The 21,585-nt window shown below is 68.5% G+C and carries 15 protein-coding genes; 7 read left to right on the top strand and 8 right to left on the bottom strand.

All coding sequences use genetic code 11. The features are described from left to right. Positions 1-24: 24 nt before the first annotated feature. Both OG205_RS17580 and metH read right to left on the bottom strand, forming a co-directional pair. On the bottom strand, positions 25-681 hold the full coding sequence (locus OG205_RS17580) for an HAD family hydrolase (RefSeq protein ID WP_330277325.1): 657 nt from the start codon (positions 679-681) through the stop codon (positions 25-27). Continuing rightward, positions 674-4,213, bottom strand: coding sequence for a methionine synthase (gene metH, locus OG205_RS17585; protein WP_330277326.1), 3,540 nt, complete (start codon positions 4,211-4,213; stop codon positions 674-676). Before metH ends, OG205_RS17580 begins: the two co-directional genes overlap by 8 nt. Before the next feature lie 48 nt (positions 4,214-4,261). Here metH and OG205_RS17590 point away from each other — a divergent pair, with 48 nt between their 5' ends. The 3 genes from OG205_RS17590 to OG205_RS17600 all read left to right on the top strand — a co-directional run bounded on the left by OG205_RS17590 (position 4,262) and on the right by OG205_RS17600 (position 6,710). Beyond that, positions 4,262-5,161 (top strand): PAC2 family protein, encoded by a 900-nt coding sequence (locus OG205_RS17590; RefSeq protein WP_330277327.1) that lies wholly within the window; start codon positions 4,262-4,264, stop codon positions 5,159-5,161. A 140-nt stretch (positions 5,162-5,301) separates the two neighbouring features. Continuing rightward, on the top strand, positions 5,302-5,475 hold the full coding sequence (locus tag OG205_RS17595; protein WP_330277328.1) for a hypothetical protein: 174 nt from the start codon (positions 5,302-5,304) through the stop codon (positions 5,473-5,475). A gap of 74 nt (positions 5,476-5,549) precedes the next feature. Continuing rightward, positions 5,550-6,710 carry an MFS transporter gene (locus OG205_RS17600; protein WP_330277329.1) on the top strand — a complete coding sequence of 387 codons (1,161 nt, stop codon included), beginning with the start codon at positions 5,550-5,552 and terminating at the stop codon, positions 6,708-6,710. On the opposite strand, the gene OG205_RS17605 is transcribed toward OG205_RS17600, so the two are convergent. Then, positions 6,640-8,223 (bottom strand): ABC transporter permease, encoded by a 1,584-nt coding sequence (locus tag OG205_RS17605; protein WP_330277330.1) that lies wholly within the window; start codon positions 8,221-8,223, stop codon positions 6,640-6,642. The genes OG205_RS17600 and OG205_RS17605 overlap by 71 nt on opposite strands. Then, positions 8,220-9,107, bottom strand: coding sequence for an ABC transporter ATP-binding protein (locus OG205_RS17610; protein WP_330277331.1), 888 nt, complete (start codon positions 9,105-9,107; stop codon positions 8,220-8,222). Before OG205_RS17610 ends, OG205_RS17605 begins: the two co-directional genes overlap by 4 nt. 83 nt (positions 9,108-9,190) lie before the next feature. Between OG205_RS17610 and OG205_RS17615 the strand changes: the two genes are divergently transcribed. Then, positions 9,191-9,688, top strand: coding sequence for a GbsR/MarR family transcriptional regulator (locus OG205_RS17615; RefSeq protein ID WP_330277332.1), 498 nt, complete (start codon positions 9,191-9,193; stop codon positions 9,686-9,688). A gap of 7 nt (positions 9,689-9,695) precedes the next feature. On the opposite strand, the gene OG205_RS17620 is transcribed toward OG205_RS17615, so the two are convergent. Beyond that, positions 9,696-10,577 carry a hypothetical protein gene (locus OG205_RS17620; RefSeq protein WP_330277333.1) on the bottom strand — a complete coding sequence of 294 codons (882 nt, stop codon included), beginning with the start codon at positions 10,575-10,577 and terminating at the stop codon, positions 9,696-9,698. A 71-nt stretch (positions 10,578-10,648) separates the two neighbouring features. After that, a complete protein-coding gene (locus OG205_RS17625; protein ID WP_330277334.1) occupies positions 10,649-11,749 on the bottom strand; it encodes a S1 family peptidase in 1,101 nt (366 codons plus the stop codon). Positions 11,750-12,248: 499 nt separating this feature from the next. Here OG205_RS17625 and OG205_RS17630 point away from each other — a divergent pair, with 499 nt between their 5' ends. Next, on the top strand, positions 12,249-13,955 hold the full coding sequence (locus OG205_RS17630) for a S8 family peptidase (protein WP_330277335.1): 1,707 nt from the start codon (positions 12,249-12,251) through the stop codon (positions 13,953-13,955). Between the two features lie 64 nt (positions 13,956-14,019). Here the strand turns inward: OG205_RS17630 and OG205_RS17635 are convergent, their stop codons facing one another. Next, positions 14,020-15,030: a hypothetical protein gene (locus tag OG205_RS17635; protein WP_330277336.1), complete on the bottom strand. Its 1,011-nt coding sequence runs from the start codon at positions 15,028-15,030 to the stop codon at positions 14,020-14,022. Between the two features lie 53 nt (positions 15,031-15,083). Beyond that, positions 15,084-16,322, bottom strand: a complete 1,239-nt coding sequence (gene mshC / locus OG205_RS17640) for a cysteine--1-D-myo-inosityl 2-amino-2-deoxy-alpha-D-glucopyranoside ligase (protein ID WP_330277337.1) — start codon at positions 16,320-16,322, stop codon at positions 15,084-15,086. Positions 16,323-16,558: 236 nt separating this feature from the next. On the opposite strand from mshC, the gene OG205_RS17645 reads away from it, so the two are divergent. Together OG205_RS17645 and OG205_RS17650 are read left to right on the top strand one after the other, a co-directional pair. Beyond that, entirely contained in the window at positions 16,559-20,719 is a 4,161-nt protein-coding gene (locus OG205_RS17645; protein ID WP_330277338.1) for a glycoside hydrolase family 2 TIM barrel-domain containing protein, read from the top strand. Between the two features lie 52 nt (positions 20,720-20,771). Further along, entirely contained in the window at positions 20,772-21,551 is a 780-nt protein-coding gene (locus OG205_RS17650; RefSeq protein ID WP_330278177.1) for a slipin family protein, read from the top strand. The last annotated feature ends 34 nt before the right edge of the window (positions 21,552-21,585 follow it).

Raw genomic sequence — 21,585 nt, forward strand, 5'->3', positions numbered from 1 at the left:
CCAGCAGACGCCAGGAGTCTGGGGCTAGAGGGCCTTCAGGACGTCCGCGTCCACTCCCACGAGCGAGTCGCGGAAGATCCGCCGCTCCCCCGCCTCCACCTCGACGTCGCACGGCACCACCAGCACGGTGCACCCGGCCGCCACCGCCGCGGCCACCCCGGTGGGCGAGTCCTCGATCGCGACACAGCTCCCAGCGTCCACGCCCAGCAACCGGGCCGCCTTCAGGTACGGCTCGGGCAGCGGCTTGTTCAGCCCGTCCACCTCGTCGCCGCACACGGTGACGTCGAACAGGTCCCGCCCGATCGTGTCCAGTGCCACCTCGGTCAGCGAGCGCTCGGTCGACGTCACGAGAGCCATCGGCACGCCTGAGGCGCGCACCGCACGCAGGGCCTCGGCTGCGCCCGGACGCCACGGCAGGCCGGCGCGGAACACCTCTTCGGTGCGGCGGGAGATCCAGGCGGCGCCGTCGGCCATGTCGGCCTCGGTGGGTTCGATGCCGACGTCGGCGAACAGCAGGCGCATCGTCGTCGACACGTTGCTGCCGACCATGCGTTCGCGGGTCTCCAGGGAGAGCACGCCTCCCAGCTTTTCCGCGTACTCGTAGAGCGGGATGTCCCACAGCTTCTCGGAGTCCAGCAGCGTGCCGTCCATGTCCCACAGGACAGCGTGCAGGTCAGACATTGAAGTACTTCGCCTCCGGATGGTGCGCCACGAAGGCGTCGGTGGACTGTTCCGGGTGGAGCTGAAGTTCCTCGGACAGCGAGACCCCGATGCGCGACGGATCGAGCAGCTCGACGACGCGCCTGCGGTCTTCCATTTCAGGGCAGGCTCCGTAGCCGAACGAGTAGCGTGCGCCGCGGTAGCCGAGTTTGAAGTACTCCTCGACGGCGGCGGGGTCTTCGGCGGCGACGGTGCCGCCGGTGGGCCAGACGAGTTCCTCGCGGACCCGCTTGTGCCAGTACTCGGCCAGCGCTTCGGTGAGCTGGACCCCCAGTCCGTGGACTTCCAGGTACTCACGATACGCGTTCTTGCCGAACAGTTCGTTCGCGTAGTCGGCGATCGGCCGGCCCATCGTCACGAGGTGGAACGCGATGACGTCGACCTCGCCGGACTCCTTCGAGCGCCAGAAGTCCGACAGGCACAGCCTTCGATCCCTTTTCTGGCGCGGAAAAGTGAGCCGGAAGCGCTCCGCCGCATCCACTGACGGCTCTTCCAGAACGACCAGATCGTCGCCGTCGGAGACGCACGGGAAGTAGCCGTAGACGACGGCGGCGTGGGCAAGAACACCTTCCGAGACAAGGCGTTCCATCCAGTAGCGCAGGCGTGGGCGGCCCTCGGTCTCGACCAGCTCCTCGTAGGTCGGACCGCCGCCGCGCGCGCCCTTCAAGCCCCACTGGCCCATGAACGTCGCACGCTCGTCCAGCAACGCCGAGTAGTCCGCGACCGGAATGCCCTTCACGACCCGGCTTCCCCAGAACGGCGGGGCCGGGATCGGGTTGTCGGCAGCCACGTCGGAGCGGCCGGTCACGACTTCTTCCTCCACCGCAACGGCTTTGCGGGCCGCCGCGATGCGCAGCGAACGTTCGCGACGGACCTTGCGTTCCGCCGCCTTCTCCCGCATCTCGGCGTCCAGCTGAGGAGCGTCGCCGCGCTTGGCTGCCATGATCGCGTCCATCAGACGCAGGCCCTCGAAGGCGTCGCGGGCGTAGCGGACGTCGCCGAAGTACATCTCCGTCAGGTCGTTCTCGACGTACGCGCGCGTCAGCGCCGCGCCGCCCAGCAGCACCGGCCACCGCGCCGCGACACCCCGGGAGTTCATCTCCTCGAGGTTCTCCTTCATGATCACGGTCGACTTGACCAGCAGGCCGGACATGCCGATCGCGTCCGCGCGGTGCTCCTCGGCGGCTTCCAGGATCGTGTTGATCGGCTGCTTGATGCCGATGTTCACGACCTCGTAGCCGTTGTTGGACAGGATGATGTCCACGAGGTTCTTGCCGATGTCGTGGACGTCGCCCTTCACGGTGGCGAGCACGATCCGGCCCTTGCCGTCGGCGTCGGACCGTTCCATGTGCGGTTCGAGGTGCGCGACGGCGGTCTTCATGACCTCGGCGGACTGCAGCACGAACGGCAGCTGCATCTGGCCGGAGCCGAAGAGCTCGCCGACGGTCTTCATGCCCGCCAGCAACGTGTCGTTGATGATCTGCAACGCCGGGCGCTCGTCCAGGGCGAGATCCAGGTCGGCTTCCAGGCCGTTGCGCTCGCCGTCCACGATGCGGCGCTGCAGGCGTTCGAACAACGGCAGCGCGGCCAGTTCCTGGGCCCGTGTGGCGGAGTTCGACTTCGTCGTGACGCCCTCGAACAGCTCCATGAGCTTCTGCAACGGGTCGTAGCCCTCGCGGCGGCGGTCGTAGACCAGGTCCAGCGCCACCGCGCGGTGTTCGTCCGGGATGCGCGCCATCGGCACGATCTTGGAGGCGTGCACGATCGCCGTGTCGAGACCCGCCTGCACGCATTCGTGCAGGAACACGGAGTTCAGCACCTGGCGCGCGGCCGGGTTCAGTCCGAAGGAGACGTTCGACAGGCCCAGAGTCGTTTGCACGTCCGGAAAACGGCGCTTGAGCTCGCGGATCGCCTCGATCGTCTCGACGGCGTCGCGGCGGACCTCCTCCTGGCCGGTGGAGATCGGGAACGTCAGGCAGTCGACGATGATGTCGTTGACGCGCATGCCCCAGTTGGTCGTCAGGTCCTCGATCAGCCGGGTGGCGACGCGGACCTTCCACTCGGCGGTGCGGGCCTGGCCCTCCTCGTCGATGCACAGCGCCACGACCGCCGCGCCGTGCTCCGAGGCGAGCCGCATGATCTTCTGGAACCGGGAGTCGGGGCCGTCGCCGTCCTCGTAGTTCACCGAGTTGACCGCGCTGCGGCCGCCAAGACACTCCAGACCGGCCTGCAGCACGTTCGGTTCGGTCGAGTCGAGCATGATCGGCAACGTCGACGCGGTGGCCAAACGGGACGCCAGCGCGCGCATGTCCGCCTCGCCGTCGCGGCCCACGTAGTCGATGCAGAGGTCGATCAGGTGGGCGCCCTCACGCGTCTGGTCGCGCGCGATCTCGATGCAGTCGTCCCACTTCTCGACCAGCATCGCCTCACGGAACGCCTTGGAGCCGTTGGCGTTCGTGCGCTCGCCGATCATCAGCACCGAGGCGTCCTGTTTGAACGGAACGGCCTGGTACAGAGAGGACACACCGGGCTCCGGGCGCGGCCGGCGCGCCGACGGTCCCAGGTCGCGCACCGCCTCGGCCACCTGACGCAGGTGCTCGGAGGTCGTGCCGCAGCAACCGCCGACGAGCCGCGCGCCGAACTCGCGAACGAACCCCGACAGCGCCTGAGCCAGTTCCTCCGGGCTCAGCGGGTAGACCGCGCCGTTCGGGCCCAGCTCGGGGAGTCCGGCGTTCGGCATCACCGACAACGGGATGCGCGCGTGCTTGGACAACGTGCGCAGATGCTCGCTCATCTCGGCGGGACCGGTGGCGCAGTTGAGGCCGATCAGGTCGATGCCCAGCGGCTCCAGCGCGGTCAGGGCGGCGCCGATCTCCGAGCCGAGCAGCATCGTGCCGGTCGTCTCGACGGTGACCTGGGCGATGATCGGGACGTGCCGGCCCTCGGCGGTCATCGCGCGCTTGGCGCCGACGACGGACGCCTTGGTCTGCAGCAGGTCCTGCGAGGTCTCGACGATGATCGCGTCGACACCGCCGACGAGCAGGCCCTTGCACTGCTCCTGGTAGGCGTCGCGCAACGTCGCATAGGGAGCGTGGCCGAGCGTCGGCAGCTTCGTGCCGGGACCGACGGACCCGAGCACGAACCGGGGTTGCCCGGACGTGCCGAACTCGTCCGCGACCTCCCGTGCCAGCGCCGCGCCGCGTTCGGACAGGTGGAAGATCTGGTCCGGAATGTCGTACTCGGCGAGGTTCGCGAGGTTCGCGCCGAACGTGTTCGTCTCCACGGCGTCGCAGCCGACTTCGAGATAGCCTCGATGCACTGCCTTCACGACGTCCGGGCGGGTGACGTTCAGGATCTCGTTGCAGCCCTCAAGACCGTTGAAATCGTCAAGAGAGAGGTCAACGGCCTGAAGCATGGTGCCCATGGCGCCGTCAGCGACGACAACACGGTTCACCAGCGCTTCCAGCAACGGCGACTCTCCGCGATCACGCATGGGCCAAGCCTACGATGAGTTGCTCGAGGGAGGCCGTAGTCTGGCGCCGTGAACGATCCGTCCCAGGAATCCCCGACCCCTCCGAACCCGCGCATCCCGCTCACGGCTCCGATCATGGTCTGTGCGTTCGAAGGTTGGAACGACGCCGGCGACGCCGCCAGCACCGCGATCGAGCACCTCCAACTCACCTGGGACGCCACCCCGCTCGCCGAGATCGACCCGGACGACTACTACGACTTCCAGGTGACGCGCCCCACCGTGCGCATGGTGGACGGCGTCACGCGAAGGGTCGACTGGCCGACGACGCGGCTGTCGGTGTGCCGCCCTCCCGGTTCCGACGTGGACGTGATCCTCGTGCACGGCATCGAACCGAACATGAGGTGGCGCAAGTTCGCCGCCGAACTGCTGGGCCACATCGACGCTCTCGGGGTGACGACGGTGGTGACGCTGGGCGCCCTGCTGATGGACACGCCCCACACGCGCCCGGTCCCGGTCACCGGCACGGCCTACGACGCGGACGCCGCCGAGAAGTTTGGCCTGGAGCACTCGAAGTACGAGGGCCCGACCGGCATCGTCGGCGTGTTCCAGGACGCGTGCGTGCAGGCGGGCATCCCGGCCATCTCGTTCTGGGCCGCCGTGCCGCACTACGTGTCGCAGCCGCCCTCCCCCAAGGCCACGCTGGCCCTGCTGCACCGGGTGGAGGAGGTGCTCGACATCGAGGTCCCGCTCGGCGCGCTGCCGGAGCAGGCCGAGGAGTGGGAGCGCACGGTCACCGAGATGGCCGACGAGGACGAGGACGTGCGCAACTACGTGCGCGCCCTGGAAGAGCGCGGCGACGCGGAGCTCCAGATCACCGAGGCCTCGGGTGACGACATCGCCGCGGAGTTCGAGCGCTACCTGCGCCGCCGCGGGCGTGGTCCCGGCTGGCCGTCGACCGGTCCTCGCTAGCCTTCACGCAGGTCAGAAGCCGTCTCGGTCATTTGGACCGGGACGGCTTTTTCACGCTTCCGAGTGATCGAGTTGAGGATTCCCGGCGCCGAGGAATGGGTAGCAAGATCCATCTTCAGACAGGAACCACCGTGTCTCTCGTGCGCAAGATCGTTGTCGGCCTTGCTGCGGGCGGCGGCGTGCTGTTGGCCGTGTCTCCCGCCAGTGCAGCTCCCCTCTCCCCCGTCGACTCCCTCGGGGAGAACGGTCCTCACACGACCGTGAGCGACGTCAGGGAGTCGTTCCAGAAGTTCACGAGCGGCCTCCACGGATAGAAAGTTAGCGACAACAACCACCTTCGGGCGCTCTCCGCCGCCCACCGCAATAGGGTGGGCGGCGGAGGTGCCCGTTGGGACGGTTGGCACGCGCCGGGTTGTACGCGGGCGCATTGATCGGGCCGTTCGGCGGCGCCGTGACGACGTCGATCCTGCCCGAGATCGGCGACAGCTTCGGCCGCTCGGCGGGGTCCGCCGCGGCGACGCTGACGTACTACCTCGTGCCGTTCGCGGTGCTGATGCTGGCTTCCGGCACGCTCGCGCAGCGCTGGGGTCCACAACGGACAGTCCGGATCGCCTACGTCGCCTATGCGTTGGCGTCCTTGCTGGCGGCCTCCTCCTGGACGTTCGAGGTGCTGCTGGCCTCACGCGCGTTGCAGGGTGCGGCGAACTCGTTCACGACGCCGGTGCTGCTGGCCGTGATCGCCGCCTCGACGCCGAAGGAGAAGCTCGGCCGCGCGCTCGGGCTGTTCGGGTCGATGCAGGCCGCGGGGCAGACGTCCGCGCCGCTCGTCGGCGGGCTCACCGCCGAGATCGACTGGCGGCTGGCGTTCGTCGTGATCGCCGTGGTGGCCGTCGGACTGGCGATTCTGGGCGTGCCTCAGACGGACGCGGAACCGGAGCGCAACACGAGTCTGCGCAGTGCCTTCGTGCCGAGCACGCTGTGGCCGGCGCTCGTCGGGTTCATCGGCTGGGGCTGTCTGGGCGGGTTGTCGTTCCTCGTGGCGTTCCGGCTCGACGACGTCTTCGGGCTCAGCGCGGGCGAACGCGGTGTGCTGCTCACAGGGTTCGGCATCGTCGGCTTCGCCACCGCGCGGTTCGTCGGCAAGGCGATCGACCGGTTCGGTGCCGCGACCACCGTGATCATCGGCGCGACGCTCGGCGCGGGCCTCGTCGCGGCGGCCGGCACGACGCCGCTGGCCGCCATCGTGGTACTCGCGTGGGCGTTGACCGGTGCGGCCGCTCAGGGGGTGCTGGTGAGCATCAACGCGTTGGTGTTGCAGAGCGACAACGCCAACAAGGGCGGCAGCGTCAGTGTCGCGCAGTCACTGCGCTTCATGGGCGCGGCCGCGTCCCCGCTGGCGTTCGTCCCGCTCTACCAGGCCCATCCGCTGCTGGGGTTCCTCGTCCCGGCGGGCCTGCTGATGACCATCCCCGCGATCGTCACGTTGTCACGTCTCGGCGCCGGAACCCGGCGAACCCCGCGACCAGCAGCACCACCGCCACCGCGGTGAGCCACGCGAGCGGCCCGAAGGTGATGTCCGGGTACTTCGGGACGTGCGTGAACGGCGAGACGTCGATGATCCACTGATCGAGCTGCAGGGCCGGGCCGAGCAGCGTGATCACCAGCGACACCGACACCACCGCCCAGCTCACACCGGTGAGCTGGGGGAACAGTCCGAACAGGACCAGCGCCACGCCCGCGATCACCCAGGCCGCCGGGAGCTGGGCCAACGCCGCGCCGAGCATCCGCGGCACGACGGTGCCCACGTCGTCGATCTGCAGTCCGTAGACCAGGCCCAGCCCGAGGCCGGACGCCGCCAGCACGACCGCACCGCCGGCCAGGGCGAACACCGCGTGCGAGGCGACCCAGCTCCAGCGCGAGACCGGTGTGGCCAGGATCGGCTCGGCGCGGAACGAGGTCTCCTCCGAGCGCAGCCGCAGGATCGCCTGCACCAGGTAGATGGAGGCGATCAGGCCGATGAGCTGCGTGATGGTGGCGAAGAAGGCGTCCACCATCGCGTCGGCGCCGCCGATCTTGCTGACGATCTGCCCGAGCGCCGGGTTGTCCTGCACCATCTGCCCGACCGCCTGGGCGACGCTGCCGTAGATCACGCCCACCGCGAACAACGCGATGGACCAGCCGATCAGCGAACCCTTCTGCAGCCGCCACGCGAGCCCGAACGGCGTGCTGATCGTGCTGTGCGGCGGGCCGAGCCGGGCCGGGAGCAGACCGAGCCCCACGTCGCGGCGGGTCACGACGTACGAGGAGACGCCCACCAGCAGGACGAACGCCGCCAGCGGGAGCAGCAGCACCCAGAACCTGTTGTCGCCGAACGACCGCACGTGCTCGGTCCAGCCGATCGGCGAGAACCAGGTCAGCCACTGCGGGCCCGACTCCCCCGCCGCGTCGCCGGCCGCGCGCAGCAGGTAGATGACGCCGAGGAAACCGCCCGCGATCGCGTTGGACACGCGCGAGTTCTCCGAGAGCTGCGCCGTGAACGCGCTGACGCCGGTGAACACCAGCCCGACGCTCGCGGTGGAGAGGCCGAACGCGAAGGCGCCCGCCGGAGCGAGGTCCTTGCCGATCAGCGCCAGTGCCTGCAGCAGACCGATCAGCAGGCTCGTGCCGCCCGCGACGATCACGGCGGCGGCGAGCGGCGCGTGCCGTCCGACGACCGTGGCCGCGATGAGCTCGGTACGGCCGGCTTCTTCTTCCGCGCGCGTGTGCCGCGTGACGACCAGCATGGCCATGATCGCGATGAACAGGCCGGAGAAGACGCCCCAGCGCCACACGACCAGGCCGCCCAGCGACGACCAGTCGTGCAACGGGCCGAGCATCGCCAGGAACGCGGAGTTCGCGTTCGCGGTGGCGCCGAGCAGGTCCCGCGACTGCTGCGTGTCGTACAGCTCCTCGAGCGCGGTCGTCGTCGAGTAGGTGACGCCGACCAGGAAGAGCACCCAGACGGGCAGCAGGATCCGGTCGCGGCGCAGGGCCAGGCGGACCAGTTGCCAGGTGCCGGTCATTTCACGTCCTCGTAGTGGCGCAGGAAGAGCTCTTCCAGGGTCGGCGGCTGCGAGGTCAGCGTGCGCACGCCGGTGGACACGAGCTGCTTGAGCACGAGGTCGAGCTTGTCCGAGTCGACCTCGAACCGGACGCGGTTGCCCTCGGCCACGAGGTCGTGCACGCCGGCCATCGACGTCAGCCCGTTCGGCGGCCCCGCGAGCTCCGCGGAGATGGACGTGCGGGTCAGGTGCCTCATGTCGGCGAGCGTGCCGGTCTCGACGATGTGGCCGTTGCGGATGATGCTCACCCGGTCGCACAGCGCCTCGGCCTCGGCAAGGATGTGGCTGGAGAGCAGCACCGTGCGGCCGCGTTCGCGTTCGTCGTTGATGCAGGCCTGGAAGACGGACTCCATCAGCGGGTCGAGGCCGGAGGTCGGCTCGTCGAGGATCAGCAGCTCGACGTCGCTCGACAGGGCGGCGACCAGTGCGACCTTCTGCCGGTTGCCCTTGGAGTAGGTGCGGCCCTTCTTGCGCGGGTCCAGTTCGAAGCGCTCCAGGAGCTCCTCGCGGCGCTTCTTGTTCAAGCCGCCGCGGAGCCGTCCGAGCAGGTCGATGACCTCGCCACCGGTCAGGTTGGGCCAGAGGTTGACGTCGCCGGGAACGTAGGCGAGCCGGCGGTGCAGAGCCGCGGTGTCCTTCCACGGGTCGCCGCCGAGCAGCCGCGCGGTGCCGGAGTCGGCACGCAGCAGGCCGAGGAGAACCCGGATCGTCGTCGACTTGCCCGCGCCGTTCGGCCCGAGGAAGCCGTGCACCTCACCGGTCTGGACGTCCAGGTTGAGATCGTCCAGTGCACGCGTCGAGCCGAAGGTCTTCACCAGGCCCGACACGGATATCGCAGATGTCATGCCCGGTAAGCTACACTTCTTTCACAACTTCGTGAAGGACGTAAATTTTGCTCGATCGGCTGACGAAAGGGGATGATGCCGCCGTGACGAGTACTACGGAGCGTGACACGCAGGCGGTGAGCCAGTTCGTCGAACGGTTCGGCGGGATTCTGGCGGACACCGGCGTTCCGCGCATGCCGGCTCGCATCCTCGCGGCACTGCTGACGACGGACTCGGGACGGCTCACCGCAGCCGAGATCGCCGACCTCCTGCAGATCTCCCCGGCCGCGGTGTCGGGCGCGGTGCGCTACCTGACCACCGTCCAGATCGTCAGCCGCGAGCGCGAGCCCGGATCACGCCGCGACATCTACCGGATGCGCGACAACGTCTGGTACGAGGCGACGTTCCGCAAGGACCAGATGCTGGTGATGATCGACGAGGTGCTCAGCGAGGGCGTCACGGCGCTCGGCCCGGACACCGACGCGGGACTGCGGCTGGACGAGACCCGGGAGTTCTTCCGGTTCGCCCACAGCGAGCTCGGCTCGATGCTGGACCGCTGGCGCGTGCACCGCGAGAAGTGGATGCAAGAGCGTCAGGACTAGTTCTGGCTCAGAGGAACTGCTTCGGGTCGTCCCACTGCCGGAGTGCTGCGCCGTCCGCGTCCGGGACCACGGCGTACAGCTCGGCCTGTGCCGCGGCTGACAGGAAGAGGTCGAACCCGGCGCCGGTCACCTCGGCCAGTTCCGCGTCGTCTTCGACGCCGACCGGGACCTCGCGATAGACCAGCGCGCCCGCCTTCAGCGGTGCGGTGAACGCCGTGAAACCCTTGTCCAGCAAACGAACCCGCAGTTCGGGATCGACCGCGACGCTGACGAGTGAGCCCGGCTCCATCGCGGCGATCACGCCGTCGGCGTTCTCCGGGGTCAGCAGGAACCACCGGGTGCCGCACTGCCCGGACGCCCACCGCTCGCACAGCAACGTCAGCTTGTGCCGCGCCGCGAGCCGCACCTGAGCCCAGAACTCCTCGTCCGCCACGGACTCGACCATGCCGTCCGGCTGCGGGTCCGGCTCGCGCGGCCGCCACCCGATCTCCAGGTATTCCTCCGGCAGGTCGTCCAACGCGTCGCAGACCTCTTGCGTCGTCGGCAGGAACACCCGTCCGTCCCAGTCGAGCTCGATCCGCAGAACGTCGCTCACCAGGCAGAAGAGCGGGCTGGCCCCGCGCCCCACGGTCTCCGCGTAGAAGTCGGCGGCCTCGGCCGCGGGAATGCTCGTCCCCTCGCGCAGCCACGAGAGCCGGTCGGGCAACGGCTCGTGCACCATCAGCCCGCTGACCTGCAGCGTGGCGACTCCGCTCGCCTCAATCGCCACTCGGAACACCTCGCGCAGTTCCCGCGCGTATCCGGGCCAGCCAGGTGCCTCGTCCAGCTTCGAGCCGATCTCCTCGTCGCGCGGTCCGACGACGATCTCCAGCTCCATGCGGTCCGCCACCCTGTTCCCCCTGCTGAAACGCGATGAGGGGGAGCTTCCACCATCGGAAGCTCCCCCTCACCTCATTTACGTCAGCCCGTGGTGAGCGTCAGACCGTAGGTCTCGAGGATCTCGTTGACCGGCTGGTAGTAGGTCGTGCCGCCGCTGGTGCAGTCGCCGGAGCCACCCGAGGTGACGCCCTGTGCCTGCGTGCCGCTGACCCACGAGCCACCCGAGTCACCGGGCTCCGCGCACACGTTCGTGCGCGTGAGGCCGCTGACCGAGCCCTCCTGGTAGTTCACGGTCTGGCTCTTGGCCTGGACCTCGCCGCAGTGCCAGCCCGTGGTCGAGCCGGAACGGCAGATCGAGGCGCCGACCGCGGACTCGGTGTGACCGGACACGACGACGTCAGCGCCGCCGTAGTGGTTCACCTTGGCCGTGGACGTCCAGGACGAGTTGGTCTTGACGAACGAGTAGTCGTTGCCGGGGAAGGACGACTTCTCGAACTCGCCCATCGCCGTCTTGTCGACGCCCGTCACCGTGTCGCCGGGCGACCCGCAGTGTCCGGCGGAGACGAAGCCGCCAGTGACCGCGAAGCCGACGGAGCAGCGACCGGCGTTGTTGATGTAGTAGGCGTCACCGCCACGGGTGTCCTTGAACAACCGCGGGGCCTCGTCCGTCTCGACGACCTTCGCGACCGCGCCCGCCTTCTCCACCAGCGTCTGCGCCGCCTGGGTCTGGCCGCGCTTGACGGTGATCGTGACCGCGTTCGCCTTGGTGTCGATGAACCAGCCGGTGACCTCGGCCGGAGCCTGCGCCGCGTCCAGCTTCGCCTTGGCCGCGTCGAGGTCACTCGCCTTGTGCGCGACCGTGCGGGGCTCCGCGCCGAGCTTGCGGAGCCGGTCGGCCTTGGCCGCGTCGGTGACGCCCACGACGAGCTTGCCGATGGACGCGTCGAACCACGCGCCGCCATAGCTCTCGCCGGCGAAACCTTCCGCGACACGCTGCAGGACCGTGGCCGCGCTCTCCTGGCGCAACCGTTCCGCCGCCTGCGTGGCGTCCAGCCCGAGGTCGCGCTGCATCGCGGCGAGCAGGTCAGCGGACGGTCCCTCGGCGGCGACGGCGGCAGGGGAGACCGTCGTCGCGAGAGCACCCGCCAACACGGCCACAGCTGCGACAGCCATGCGCTTCATAGGCATTTCTCCTTGGTCTTCGGTTTTGTGCAGGGCCGGTGTAACGCCGGACCGGGCAACCGCGATGAGGAGATCAGCTGTGCTGCAACACAGCGCGTACGACACCGGATGAATGGCGTCCCCAGGCGGCGAACTGCCCGATCAGTTCGTTCCTCCGTCTGGGCGACGCTACTTCGGCATGTCTACCGGACGGTAGGGTCGATCGAGGGGTGGACCTCGCGGCGTTCGGGTTGATATAGGGAAACCAAATGCGTTCTCTCGGCCTATTTCCGTGACTGTCCGCAACTGTCGCTTTGACACGAAATGTCAAATCTGTCAACAGTTCGCACTCGACGGCGTATCCCTCTGACCTGCGGTTTAGGGCTAGCGTGCTGGTCACCCTGTTCCCTGCACGAGGGAGAACCCTGCAATGCGAAGAGTCTTGGGTACGGGACTCGCTGCCGCGGCCGCCGTATGTCTGGCCGCCGCCGTGGTCCCCGCCGCATCAGCTCAAGAAAACGTGGGGACGATTCTCGGCGCCGACCGCGCCGATGTCGTGAAGGACAGCTACATCGTCTCGCTGAAGGCCGACACGGCGTCGAGGGCCGCCGCACCGGGCTTGGCGGGCAAGTACGGCGGCCAGGTCGGTCAGGTCTGGCAGCACGCGCTCAACGGCTTCTCGGTGAAGATGACGGCCAAGCAGGCCGCCCGTCTCGCCGCGGACCCGAAGGTCGCGTACGTCCAGCAGGACGCCGAGGTGCACCTGCTCGACGTCCAGCAGAACCCGCCGTCATGGGGTCAGGACCGCGTTGACCAGCGCGACCTGCCGCTGAGCAACAGCTACCAGTACGACACCACGGCGTCCAACGTCACGGCGTACGTCATCGACACGGGTGTGCGCACGACGCACTCCACGTTCGGTGGCCGCGCGACGTGGGGCACCAACACCTCCGGTGACGGCAACAACTCCGACTGCAACGGCCACGGCACGCACGTCGGCGGCACCATCGCCGGCGCCGAGTACGGCCTCGCGAAGGCCGCCAAGGTCGTCGCCGTCAAGGTGCTGACCTGCGGCGGTTCCGGCACGACCGCCGGTGTCGTCGGCGGTATCGACTGGGTGACGGCGAACGCGGTCAAGCCCGCTGTCGCCAACATGTCGCTCGGCGGCGGCGCGGACGCCACCCTGGACGCGGCCGTGCGCCGTTCCATCGCGTCCGGCGTCACCTACGCCATCGCGTCCGGCAACTCGAACACCGACGCCTGCAGCACCTCGCCTGCACGCGTCACCGAGGCGATCACGGTCAACGCGTCGACCAACACCGACGCGCGCGCCTCGTTCTCGAACTACGGCTCCTGCACGGACATCTACGCACCGGGTCAGAACATCGTGTCGTCGTGGAACACCAACGACACCTCGACGAACAACATCTCCGGTACGTCGATGGCCACCCCGCACGTCGCGGGCGCGGCAGCCCTGTGGCTCGCCACGCACCCGAACGACAGCCCGGCCGCGGTGTGGGACGGCCTCAACGCCGCCTCCACGCCCAACAAGATCACCAACGTCGGCGCCAACACGCCGAACAAGCTGCTCTACACGCTGTTCGGCGGCGGCCAGCCGGGCAACCCCTCGGTGACGAACCCCGGCACGCAGACCTCCACGGTCGGCACGGCGGCGTCGTTGCAGCTCGCGGCCAGTGGCGGCACCGCGCCGTACACCTGGTCCGTGAGCGGCCTCCCGGCCGGTCTGTCGGCGTCCGCCTCCGGCGCGATCTCCGGCACCCCGACCACGGCGGGCACCTCGTCCGTCACGGCCACGGTGACCGATGCCGCGAACAAGACGGGCACGGCCACGTTCTCGTGGGTCGTCAACGCGGTCGGCGGCAGCTGTGACGCCAAGACCAACTCGACCCCGGTCGCGATCCCGGACCTGTCCACGGTGAACAGCACGATCGTCGTCTCCGGCTGCGCGGGCAACGCGTCGGCCACCGCGTCGATCAAGGTCTCGATCACGCACTCCTACAAGGGCGACCTCGTGGTCGACCTGGTCGCGCCCGACGGCACGGTCGTCAACCTGCACAACCGGTCCGGCGGCTCGGCCGACAACATCAACGAGACCTACACCAAGAACCTCTCTGGTGAGGCTGCCAACGGCACCTGGACGCTGCGCGTGCGCGACGCGGCGTTCCTGGACACCGGCACGTTGAACAACTGGACGCTCGACGTCTGAGCAGACCAGTTGAACCGCTGAACGAGACCGCCCCCGGTGCTTCCGCCTCGGGGGCGGTTTCCTTTTACCCGCAGCGTTCCGCCGCCTCCGCCGCGGCCTGCAGCACGACCGGAGGCAGCCCCGGCACGTCCCGCGCCTGCCGTTGCGCCTCGGCGAACACCTCCCTGGCGAGCCCGATCTCCGCGACCCCGGCGAGCAGGTACAGCTCCTTCACGAAATCGCGCCCGAGCCCGACCTCCCGCCAGTCCGCCACACCTCTCAAGGCGGCCCCGCACTCCCGCAACGCGTCCCAAGCAGAGCCGTGATCCCCGGCCTGGCGTTCGAGTTCCGCGAGAACGCACCACCCGACTGCGCGATTCCAGTCACCGTCAGCGAAGGCGAGGGCCTCCCGCTGGGTCCGCGACGCCTCCGCGAAGTCCCCGAGATCGGCCAGCTCGTAGCGCAACTGGGTCAACGTGCTGATGTCCATCGAACGGCCCAACGCCCACCGGTTCAGCTCGGCACGCGCCAGCTCCCGCTCCCCCACCAGCTTCGCGCGCTGGACCCACGTCAGCGGGTCCTCGTCGCCGGGATCCAGCGGGAACCACTCGTGGCGTCCTTCCAGCCACTCCCGCACGTCCTCGTCGTCCACGTCCCGGTCGAGGAGGAACTCCAGCACCTCGTCGCGATCGGGGTGGTCACTCGCCCGCACGTGCGCGACCGTGGTCTCAGCGCCTGCGGCGAAGACGTGCTCCTCGTCGTAGCCGCACCAGGTGTCGAAGTTGGCGCGCTTGATCGCGTGCTGCCGCCACACGTCCTCGACCTGCCCGTGCGCGGCCAGCAGATAGCCGGCCAGCTGGGCCTGCTCGCCGATGCCCTGGAACGGCGCGTTGCGGCGGCACAACGCCTCCTGCTCGGCCAGGAACCGCAGCAGCGGCAGGTCCTCGGGCCGTCGGTCGTACTGCAACGCCCACAGGACCTTGGCGCGCGGCACCTCGTTGGCGTCATCGCCGTCGTCGGTGCGCTCGTAGCGCAGTTCCTGCCATGCCGCCGCTGACTCCCGCATACGCGCGAGGTCGCGCCGTGCCGCGTCCATCACCGGTCCATTGTGGCGCTGCGACTGAGCAGCGCCACAACATGGACTACTGGTTAGAGGTCGACGCCCAGAAGCGCGTCCACCGCGTCACGGATCTGCGACGGCCCGTGCTTGTCCGACCCGCCGTGCGTCAACGCCTCGTCCGCCCACGCGTCGATCGCGGCCAGCGCGCGAGGCGTGTCGAGGTCGTTGCCCAGGTGGTCGCGCAGCCGCGTCACGGTGTCCACAGCGGACGGTCCGGTGTCGAGGCCCGCGGCGGTGCGCCACCTGTCCAGCCGCGCCAGCGCCGTGTCCAGCAGGTCCTGCGACCACGGGCGGTCTTCGCGGTAGTGGCCAGAGAGCAGGGCCAGGCGGACGCCGTTCGGGTCTACCTTCTGCGAGCGCAGCTTGGAGACGAAGACCAGGTTGCCGCGCGACTTCGACATCTTCTCGCCGTCGAGGCCGATCATGCCCGCGTGCACGTAGTGGCGGGCGAACGGGTGCTGGCCGGTCTGGGCCTCCGCGTGCGCGGCCGAGTACTCGTGGTGCGGGAAGATCAGGTCGGAGCCGCCGCCCTGGACGTCGAAGCCGGCGCCGAGGCGGTTGTGGGCGATGGCGCTGCACTCGATGTGCCAGCCGGGGCGGCCCTCGCCCAGTTCGGACTCCCACGCGGGCTCGCCGGGGCGCTTCATGCGCCACAGCAGCGCGTCGAGCGGGTGGCGCTTGCCGGGACGGTCCGGGTCGCCGCCGCGTTCGGCGAACAGCCGCAGCATCTCCTCGGCGGAGTAGTTCGACTCGTAGCCGAACCGGCCCGTGGCGTCGTGCACGAAGTAGATGTCGGGGTACTCGGAGTCGTCGGCGCGGTAGGCGTGGCCGTCGTTCAGCAGCTTGACGACGACCTCGACGATCTCGGGGACCGCCTCGACGACGCCGACGTAGTCCTGCGGCGGCAGGACGCGCAGCGCCTCCATGTCCTCGCGGAACAGGGCGGTCTCGCGCATCGCGAGCACCTCCCAGTCGTCCTTGTCCCGCAGCGCCCGCTCCAGAAGCGGATCGTCTACGTCGGTGACGTTCTGGACGTAGTGCACGTTGTGGCCGTTGTCGAGCCATACGCGGTGCACGAGGTCGAACGCGAGATAGGTGGCGGCGTGGCCGAGGTGCGTCGCGTCGTACGGCGTGATCCCGCAGACGTACAACCTGGCGGTGTCTCCTGGAGCCGTCGGACGCACTTCGCCCGTGGCCGTGTCGAACAGCCGCAGCGGGCGGGGGTCCCCCGGAACCCGCGGCACAGGAATTGATGACCAGGTCTGCATGTATCCGACACTAACGCGTGCTGCGGAGTGGGGTGTGATTTCCGGGTGCTGGGACGTGCGCGCTCGATCCGTTCGGACAGAAAGAGCGGACATTCGTTGACGCCGTCCTCACACCGCCCCTAGCTTCCGAAGGCATGCTTCGTGTCGTCGTAGCCACGGTGGTAGCGCTCTCACTGGCCCCCGCAACCGCGCAGGCCGAACCCCTGGATGCCTTGGCATATCTGGAGAATCCCAGAATGACGGGTGAGCACCAGGAACCTCCGCACCCGGATCTGAAACCCGAGCGCAGGCTCAGCCTCAACGGTGAGTGGCGCATCCGGATGTTCGACAGGCCGCAGGACGTCAGAGACACGCCCGACGGATGGCGCACGGTCAAAGTCCCCCACACGTGGCAGACCGACTTCCTCGACCACCCGATGTTCCGCAACATTCCTACCGAGATGTACCCGGACGCCCCGCCGTCGATCCCGCACGACGTCAACCCCACCGGCGTCTACGAGAAGACGTTCGACCTGCCCGCGAACTGGGACCGCACGCTGGTCCGCTTCGAGGGCGTGACCAGCGGATACTTCGTCTGGATCAACGGCGCGTACGTCGGCTACGACCAGGGCGGCTACACGCCCGCCGAGTTCGACCTCACCAGCAGGCTCAAGCCCGGCCGCAACACGATCAGGGTCCAGGTCCACCGCTGGGGCTCCGGCTCCCACCTGGAGGACTACGACCAGTGGCGGTTCTCGGGCATCTTCCGCGAGGTCTGGCTCTACTCGACGCCGAGGACGTACCTCCAGGACGTCACGATCAAGACCGATCTGGACACCCAGTACCGCGACGCCACGATCAGCACGGACGTCAAGATCGGCGGCCCGCAGGAGGGCCACACCGTCCGGACCAGGCTCTTCGACCCGCAGGGCCGCGAGGTCACCGTCAGGGACGGCAAGGTCACGAACCCGCTGAAGTGGACCGACGAGACCCCGAACGTCTACGAGCTACGGATCGAACTGCTCAAGGACGGCCGCGTGATCCAGACCGGCAGGCAACCGGTCGGGTTCCGCGAGATCGAGATCATCTACCGGCAGTTCAAGATCAACGGCAAGCGCGTCCTGTTCCGCGGCACCAACCGGGCCGAGACCAGCGTGCACGGCAGCCGCTACGTCACCCACGCTGACCAGGACGAAGACGTCCAGCTGATGAAGCGGTTCAACATCAACGCCGTCCGCACCTCGCACTACCCGAGCGACCCGTACTTCTACGAGCTCGCCGATCGCAACGGCCTGATGATCGCCGACGAGGTCGACATCGAGACCCACCACCACGACGGCTGCCCGAACAACTGCCTCGCCGAACGCCCCGAGTGGCAGGACGCGTTCCAGGACAGGTTCGTGGCGATGATGCAGCGCGACAAGAACCACCCGAGCGTGGTCATGTGGGACACCGGCAACGAGGCGGGCCTCGGCAAAGCGCACTACACGATGGCCGAGTACGCGCGGAAGAACGACACCCGTCCGCTCTACCACCAGCCGAACGTGCCGGACGGTGACGCGCCGTTCGCGGACGTGGCCGGCCCGCGCTACCCGTCGCCCGCGAGCCTCGAGGCCAAGGCGAAGACCACGACCAAGCCGATCATCATGGGCGAGTACGCGCACGCGATGGGCAACAGCCTCGGCAACTTCAAGGAGTTCTGGGACGTCGTGCGCGCCTATCCGCAGGTGCAGGGCGGTTTCATCTGGGACTGGGCCGAGCAGAACATCGCCCTACCGCTCTACACCACACCCGACGACGCCAACGGCATCCTCTCCTACCTGTCCGGCAAACCGTCCCAGGTGGACGGACCACACGGCAAAGCGTTGCAGCTCAGCGGACTCGACGACTTCGTCGAGGTCTATCGCGACCGCAAGCTCGACGAGGTCACCACCGGTCTCACACTGGACGCCTGGGTCAAGCCCGACACCTGGACCGGCGACTTCACCGTCATCTCCAAGGGCGACCACCAGTACGCGCTGAAGATGTCCAACGCCACCACGCTGGAGTTCTTCGTCCACAGCGGCACCTGGCGCACGGTCAGGGCCACGGTCCCCACAGACTTCTACGGCAACTGGCACCGCGTCACCGGCACGTTCGACGGCTCGAGGCTACGGCTGCTGATCGACGGCCGAGAGGTCTCCACCACCGACTACAGCGGCTCGATCGACTGGTCGCACTGGCCGGTCAACATCGGCCGCAACGCCGAGACCATGCAGGAGAACGTCGGCACCCGCATGGCGCACGGCTCGGTCGACCAGGTCCGGATCTACCACCGCGCACTGACCGACGCCGAGCTGGCTCAAGACCCGAAGAAGGCCGCCGTGCTGGCGCTCGACTTCGAGAAGCTGGAGGACAAGGGACGCCGGCAGTCCTACGGCGCGGGCACCGGTGGCGTCGACGGCGTGGTGTGGTCGGACCGCAGGCCGCAGCCGGAGACCACCGAACTGATGGCCGTCCACTCCCCCATCCGCTTCTCCTTCGCGGACAACAAGCTCACGACCGTCAGCGAACGCCAGTTCACCGGCACCGACGACCTCGAACTGCGCTGGCAGGTCCAGGACAACGGCCGCACGATCGCCGAGCACCGCGGCAGGCTCCAGCCGGGCACGATCACGTTGCCCGACTTCCAAGCCGAGACCGAACGCTGGCTGACCGTCCGCGCCACCGACCGGCGGGGCAACGACGTCGGCATCGCCCAGTTCCCGCTGGGCGGCACGCAGATCGCCGGTCTGCACACGCCGGGAGCACCCGGCAAGCTCACGACCACCCAGAGCGACGACGAGATCGTGGTGTCCGGCAAGGACTTCCGCTACAACGTCAGCAAGAGGTCCGGCACGCTCACGTCGATGCGCGTGCGGGGCACCGAGTTGCTCAAGACCGGTCCGGAGCTGGACGCGTGGCGCGCGCCGCTGTCGAACGAGTTCATGAGCGAGGACGGTTCCTGGTACCGCAACGGTCTCGACCGCCTCAAGACCACGCCATCGAGCGTCACGGTCACCCAGAACGCGTCTGACACGATCATCACGGCCAAGTCCACCGCCCAGGCCGTGGCCACCGCGTCGTTCGGCCAGACCTTCACCTACCGGATCACGGGCGACGGCGAGATCACCGTCGGCCACCGGGTCGCCGCCCAGGACCGCATGCGCGACCTGAGCTACCTGCCCGGCATCGGTTTCACGCTCAAGGTTCCCGACGACTACAGCAGGTTCACCTGGTACGGCCGTGGTCCCGGCGAGAACTACGACGACCGCAAGGCAGGCAACCCGGTCGGCGTCTACCAGTCCACAGTGGACCGCGAGTTCAACGACTACTACAAGCCGCAGGACTTCGGCAACCACGCGGACACGCGCTGGGCGACGCTGTCCAACGGCCGCGCGGGCCTGCTCGTCGCGGGCGACCTGGACGTCCGGGTCTCGCGGTACGACGACCTCGACCGCGCCGCGTACCCGTTCGCGCTCAAGAAGAACGACGGCTGGACCACCCTGCACGCGGCACATCGCGTGACGGGCGTCAGCGAGACGTTCCACGAGCCGTTGCCGCAGTATCAGGTGGAGGCGGGCAACGAGTACGCGTACTCCGTGCTGCTGCGCCCGCTCACGCCCGTGGAGGCCGCGACGGGCAAGCTCGGCCGCAACGTCGACTGCGCGCCCACCGCGCAGCTCAACGCCGCCGACACCGTTCTCGAACCAGGTGAGCAGGTCGAGGCGGAACTGGTCGTGACGAAGCCCTGCCCCGGCAGGACCACGGCCAGGCTGACCGCGCCGGACAACTGGACCGTCACACCGAGCACCGTCGACCTCTCCAGTGGTTCCGCGAAGGTGACGATCAAGCGCGAAGGCGACGAGACCGGCACCCGCCCGGTGTTCGCGGAGATCAGCTCGGGCAAGGCGACGAGCACGATCACCAAGGACTTCACCGCCACGCCGCGTCCTCCGCAGGGCGAGACCCAGGTGTCCGCGCTGGAGTTCCTCGACGAGCGCAACGGCTGGGGTCCGATCGAACGCGACCGCAGCAACGGCGAGAACTCGGGCGGTGACGGCAATCCGATGAGCGTCCGCGGCGCGAAGTTCGACAAGGGCGTCGGCACGCACGCCGACTCGGAGTTCCAGGTCTACACCGGCGGCAAGTGCTCCGCGCTCACCGCCACGATCGGTGTCGACGACGAGACGAACGGCGGCGGCACCGTCCGGTTCGAGGTGCTGAAGGACGGGGTGTCCGCGTACCAAAGCCCAACACTGACAGGACAAAGCGCAGCGGTTCCGATCACCGTCGACACGTCTGGAGCAACGGTGCTGACGTTCCGGGTGACAGACAACGGTGATGGCAACGCCAACGACCACTCGGACTGGGCGAACCCCGTTCTGAGCTGCGTTTAGGGCGTACCGTTGGAGATCAAGGGCATTCGCCGATGAAAGGCGGGGTCTCATGATCTTCTTCGAAATCCTCGGTGGTCTCGTCGTGCTCGGAGGCCTCGGCCTCGCGATGAGCGCGAGAGTGATCAAACAGTTCGAACAGGGACTGGTGTTCCGGTTCGGCAAGCTCCAGGAGGGCGTGCGCGGGCCGGGGCTGACGATGCTGGTTCCCGGGGTCGACCAGCTCCGGAAGGTCAACCTGCAGATCGTCACCCTGCCCGTGCCGGCCCAGGACGGCATCACGCGCGACAACGTCACCGTGCGCGTGGATGCCGTCATCTACTTCAAGGTGCAGGACGCGGCGAAGGCCATCATCAGCATCGAGGACTACCGGTTCGCGATGCAGCAGGTCGCGCAGGCCTCGCTCAGGTCGATCATCGGCAAGAGCGAGCTGGACGACCTGCTGTCCAACCGCGAGCACCTCAACCAGGGCCTGGAGCTGATGATCGACACGCCCGCGCTGGAGTGGGGCATCGACATCGACCGCGTCGAGATCAAGGACGTGGCGCTGCCGGAGAGCATGAAGCGCTCGATGTCGCGGCAGGCTGAGGCCGAACGTGAGCGCCGCGCCCGGATCATCACCGCGGACGGCGAGCTGCAGGCGTCGAAGAAGCTCTCCGAGGCCGCCGGGACCATGGAGGCGACTCCCGGCGCGCTTCAGCTGCGGCTGTTGCAGACCATCGTGGAGGTGGCGGCGGAGAAGAACTCGACGCTGGTGCTGCCGTTCCCGGTGGAGCTCCTGAGGTTCCTGGAGAAGAACACGAACCTCGAGTTGCCCAAGGATTCGCCGGAGTAGTCCGTGTGAGTTAACCGGCGTAACACCTTCTGCC

The sequence above is a fragment of the Lentzea sp. NBC_00516 genome (genome assembly GCF_036346835.1).
Classification (GTDB): Bacteria; Actinomycetota; Actinomycetes; order Mycobacteriales; family Pseudonocardiaceae; genus Lentzea; species Lentzea sokolovensis.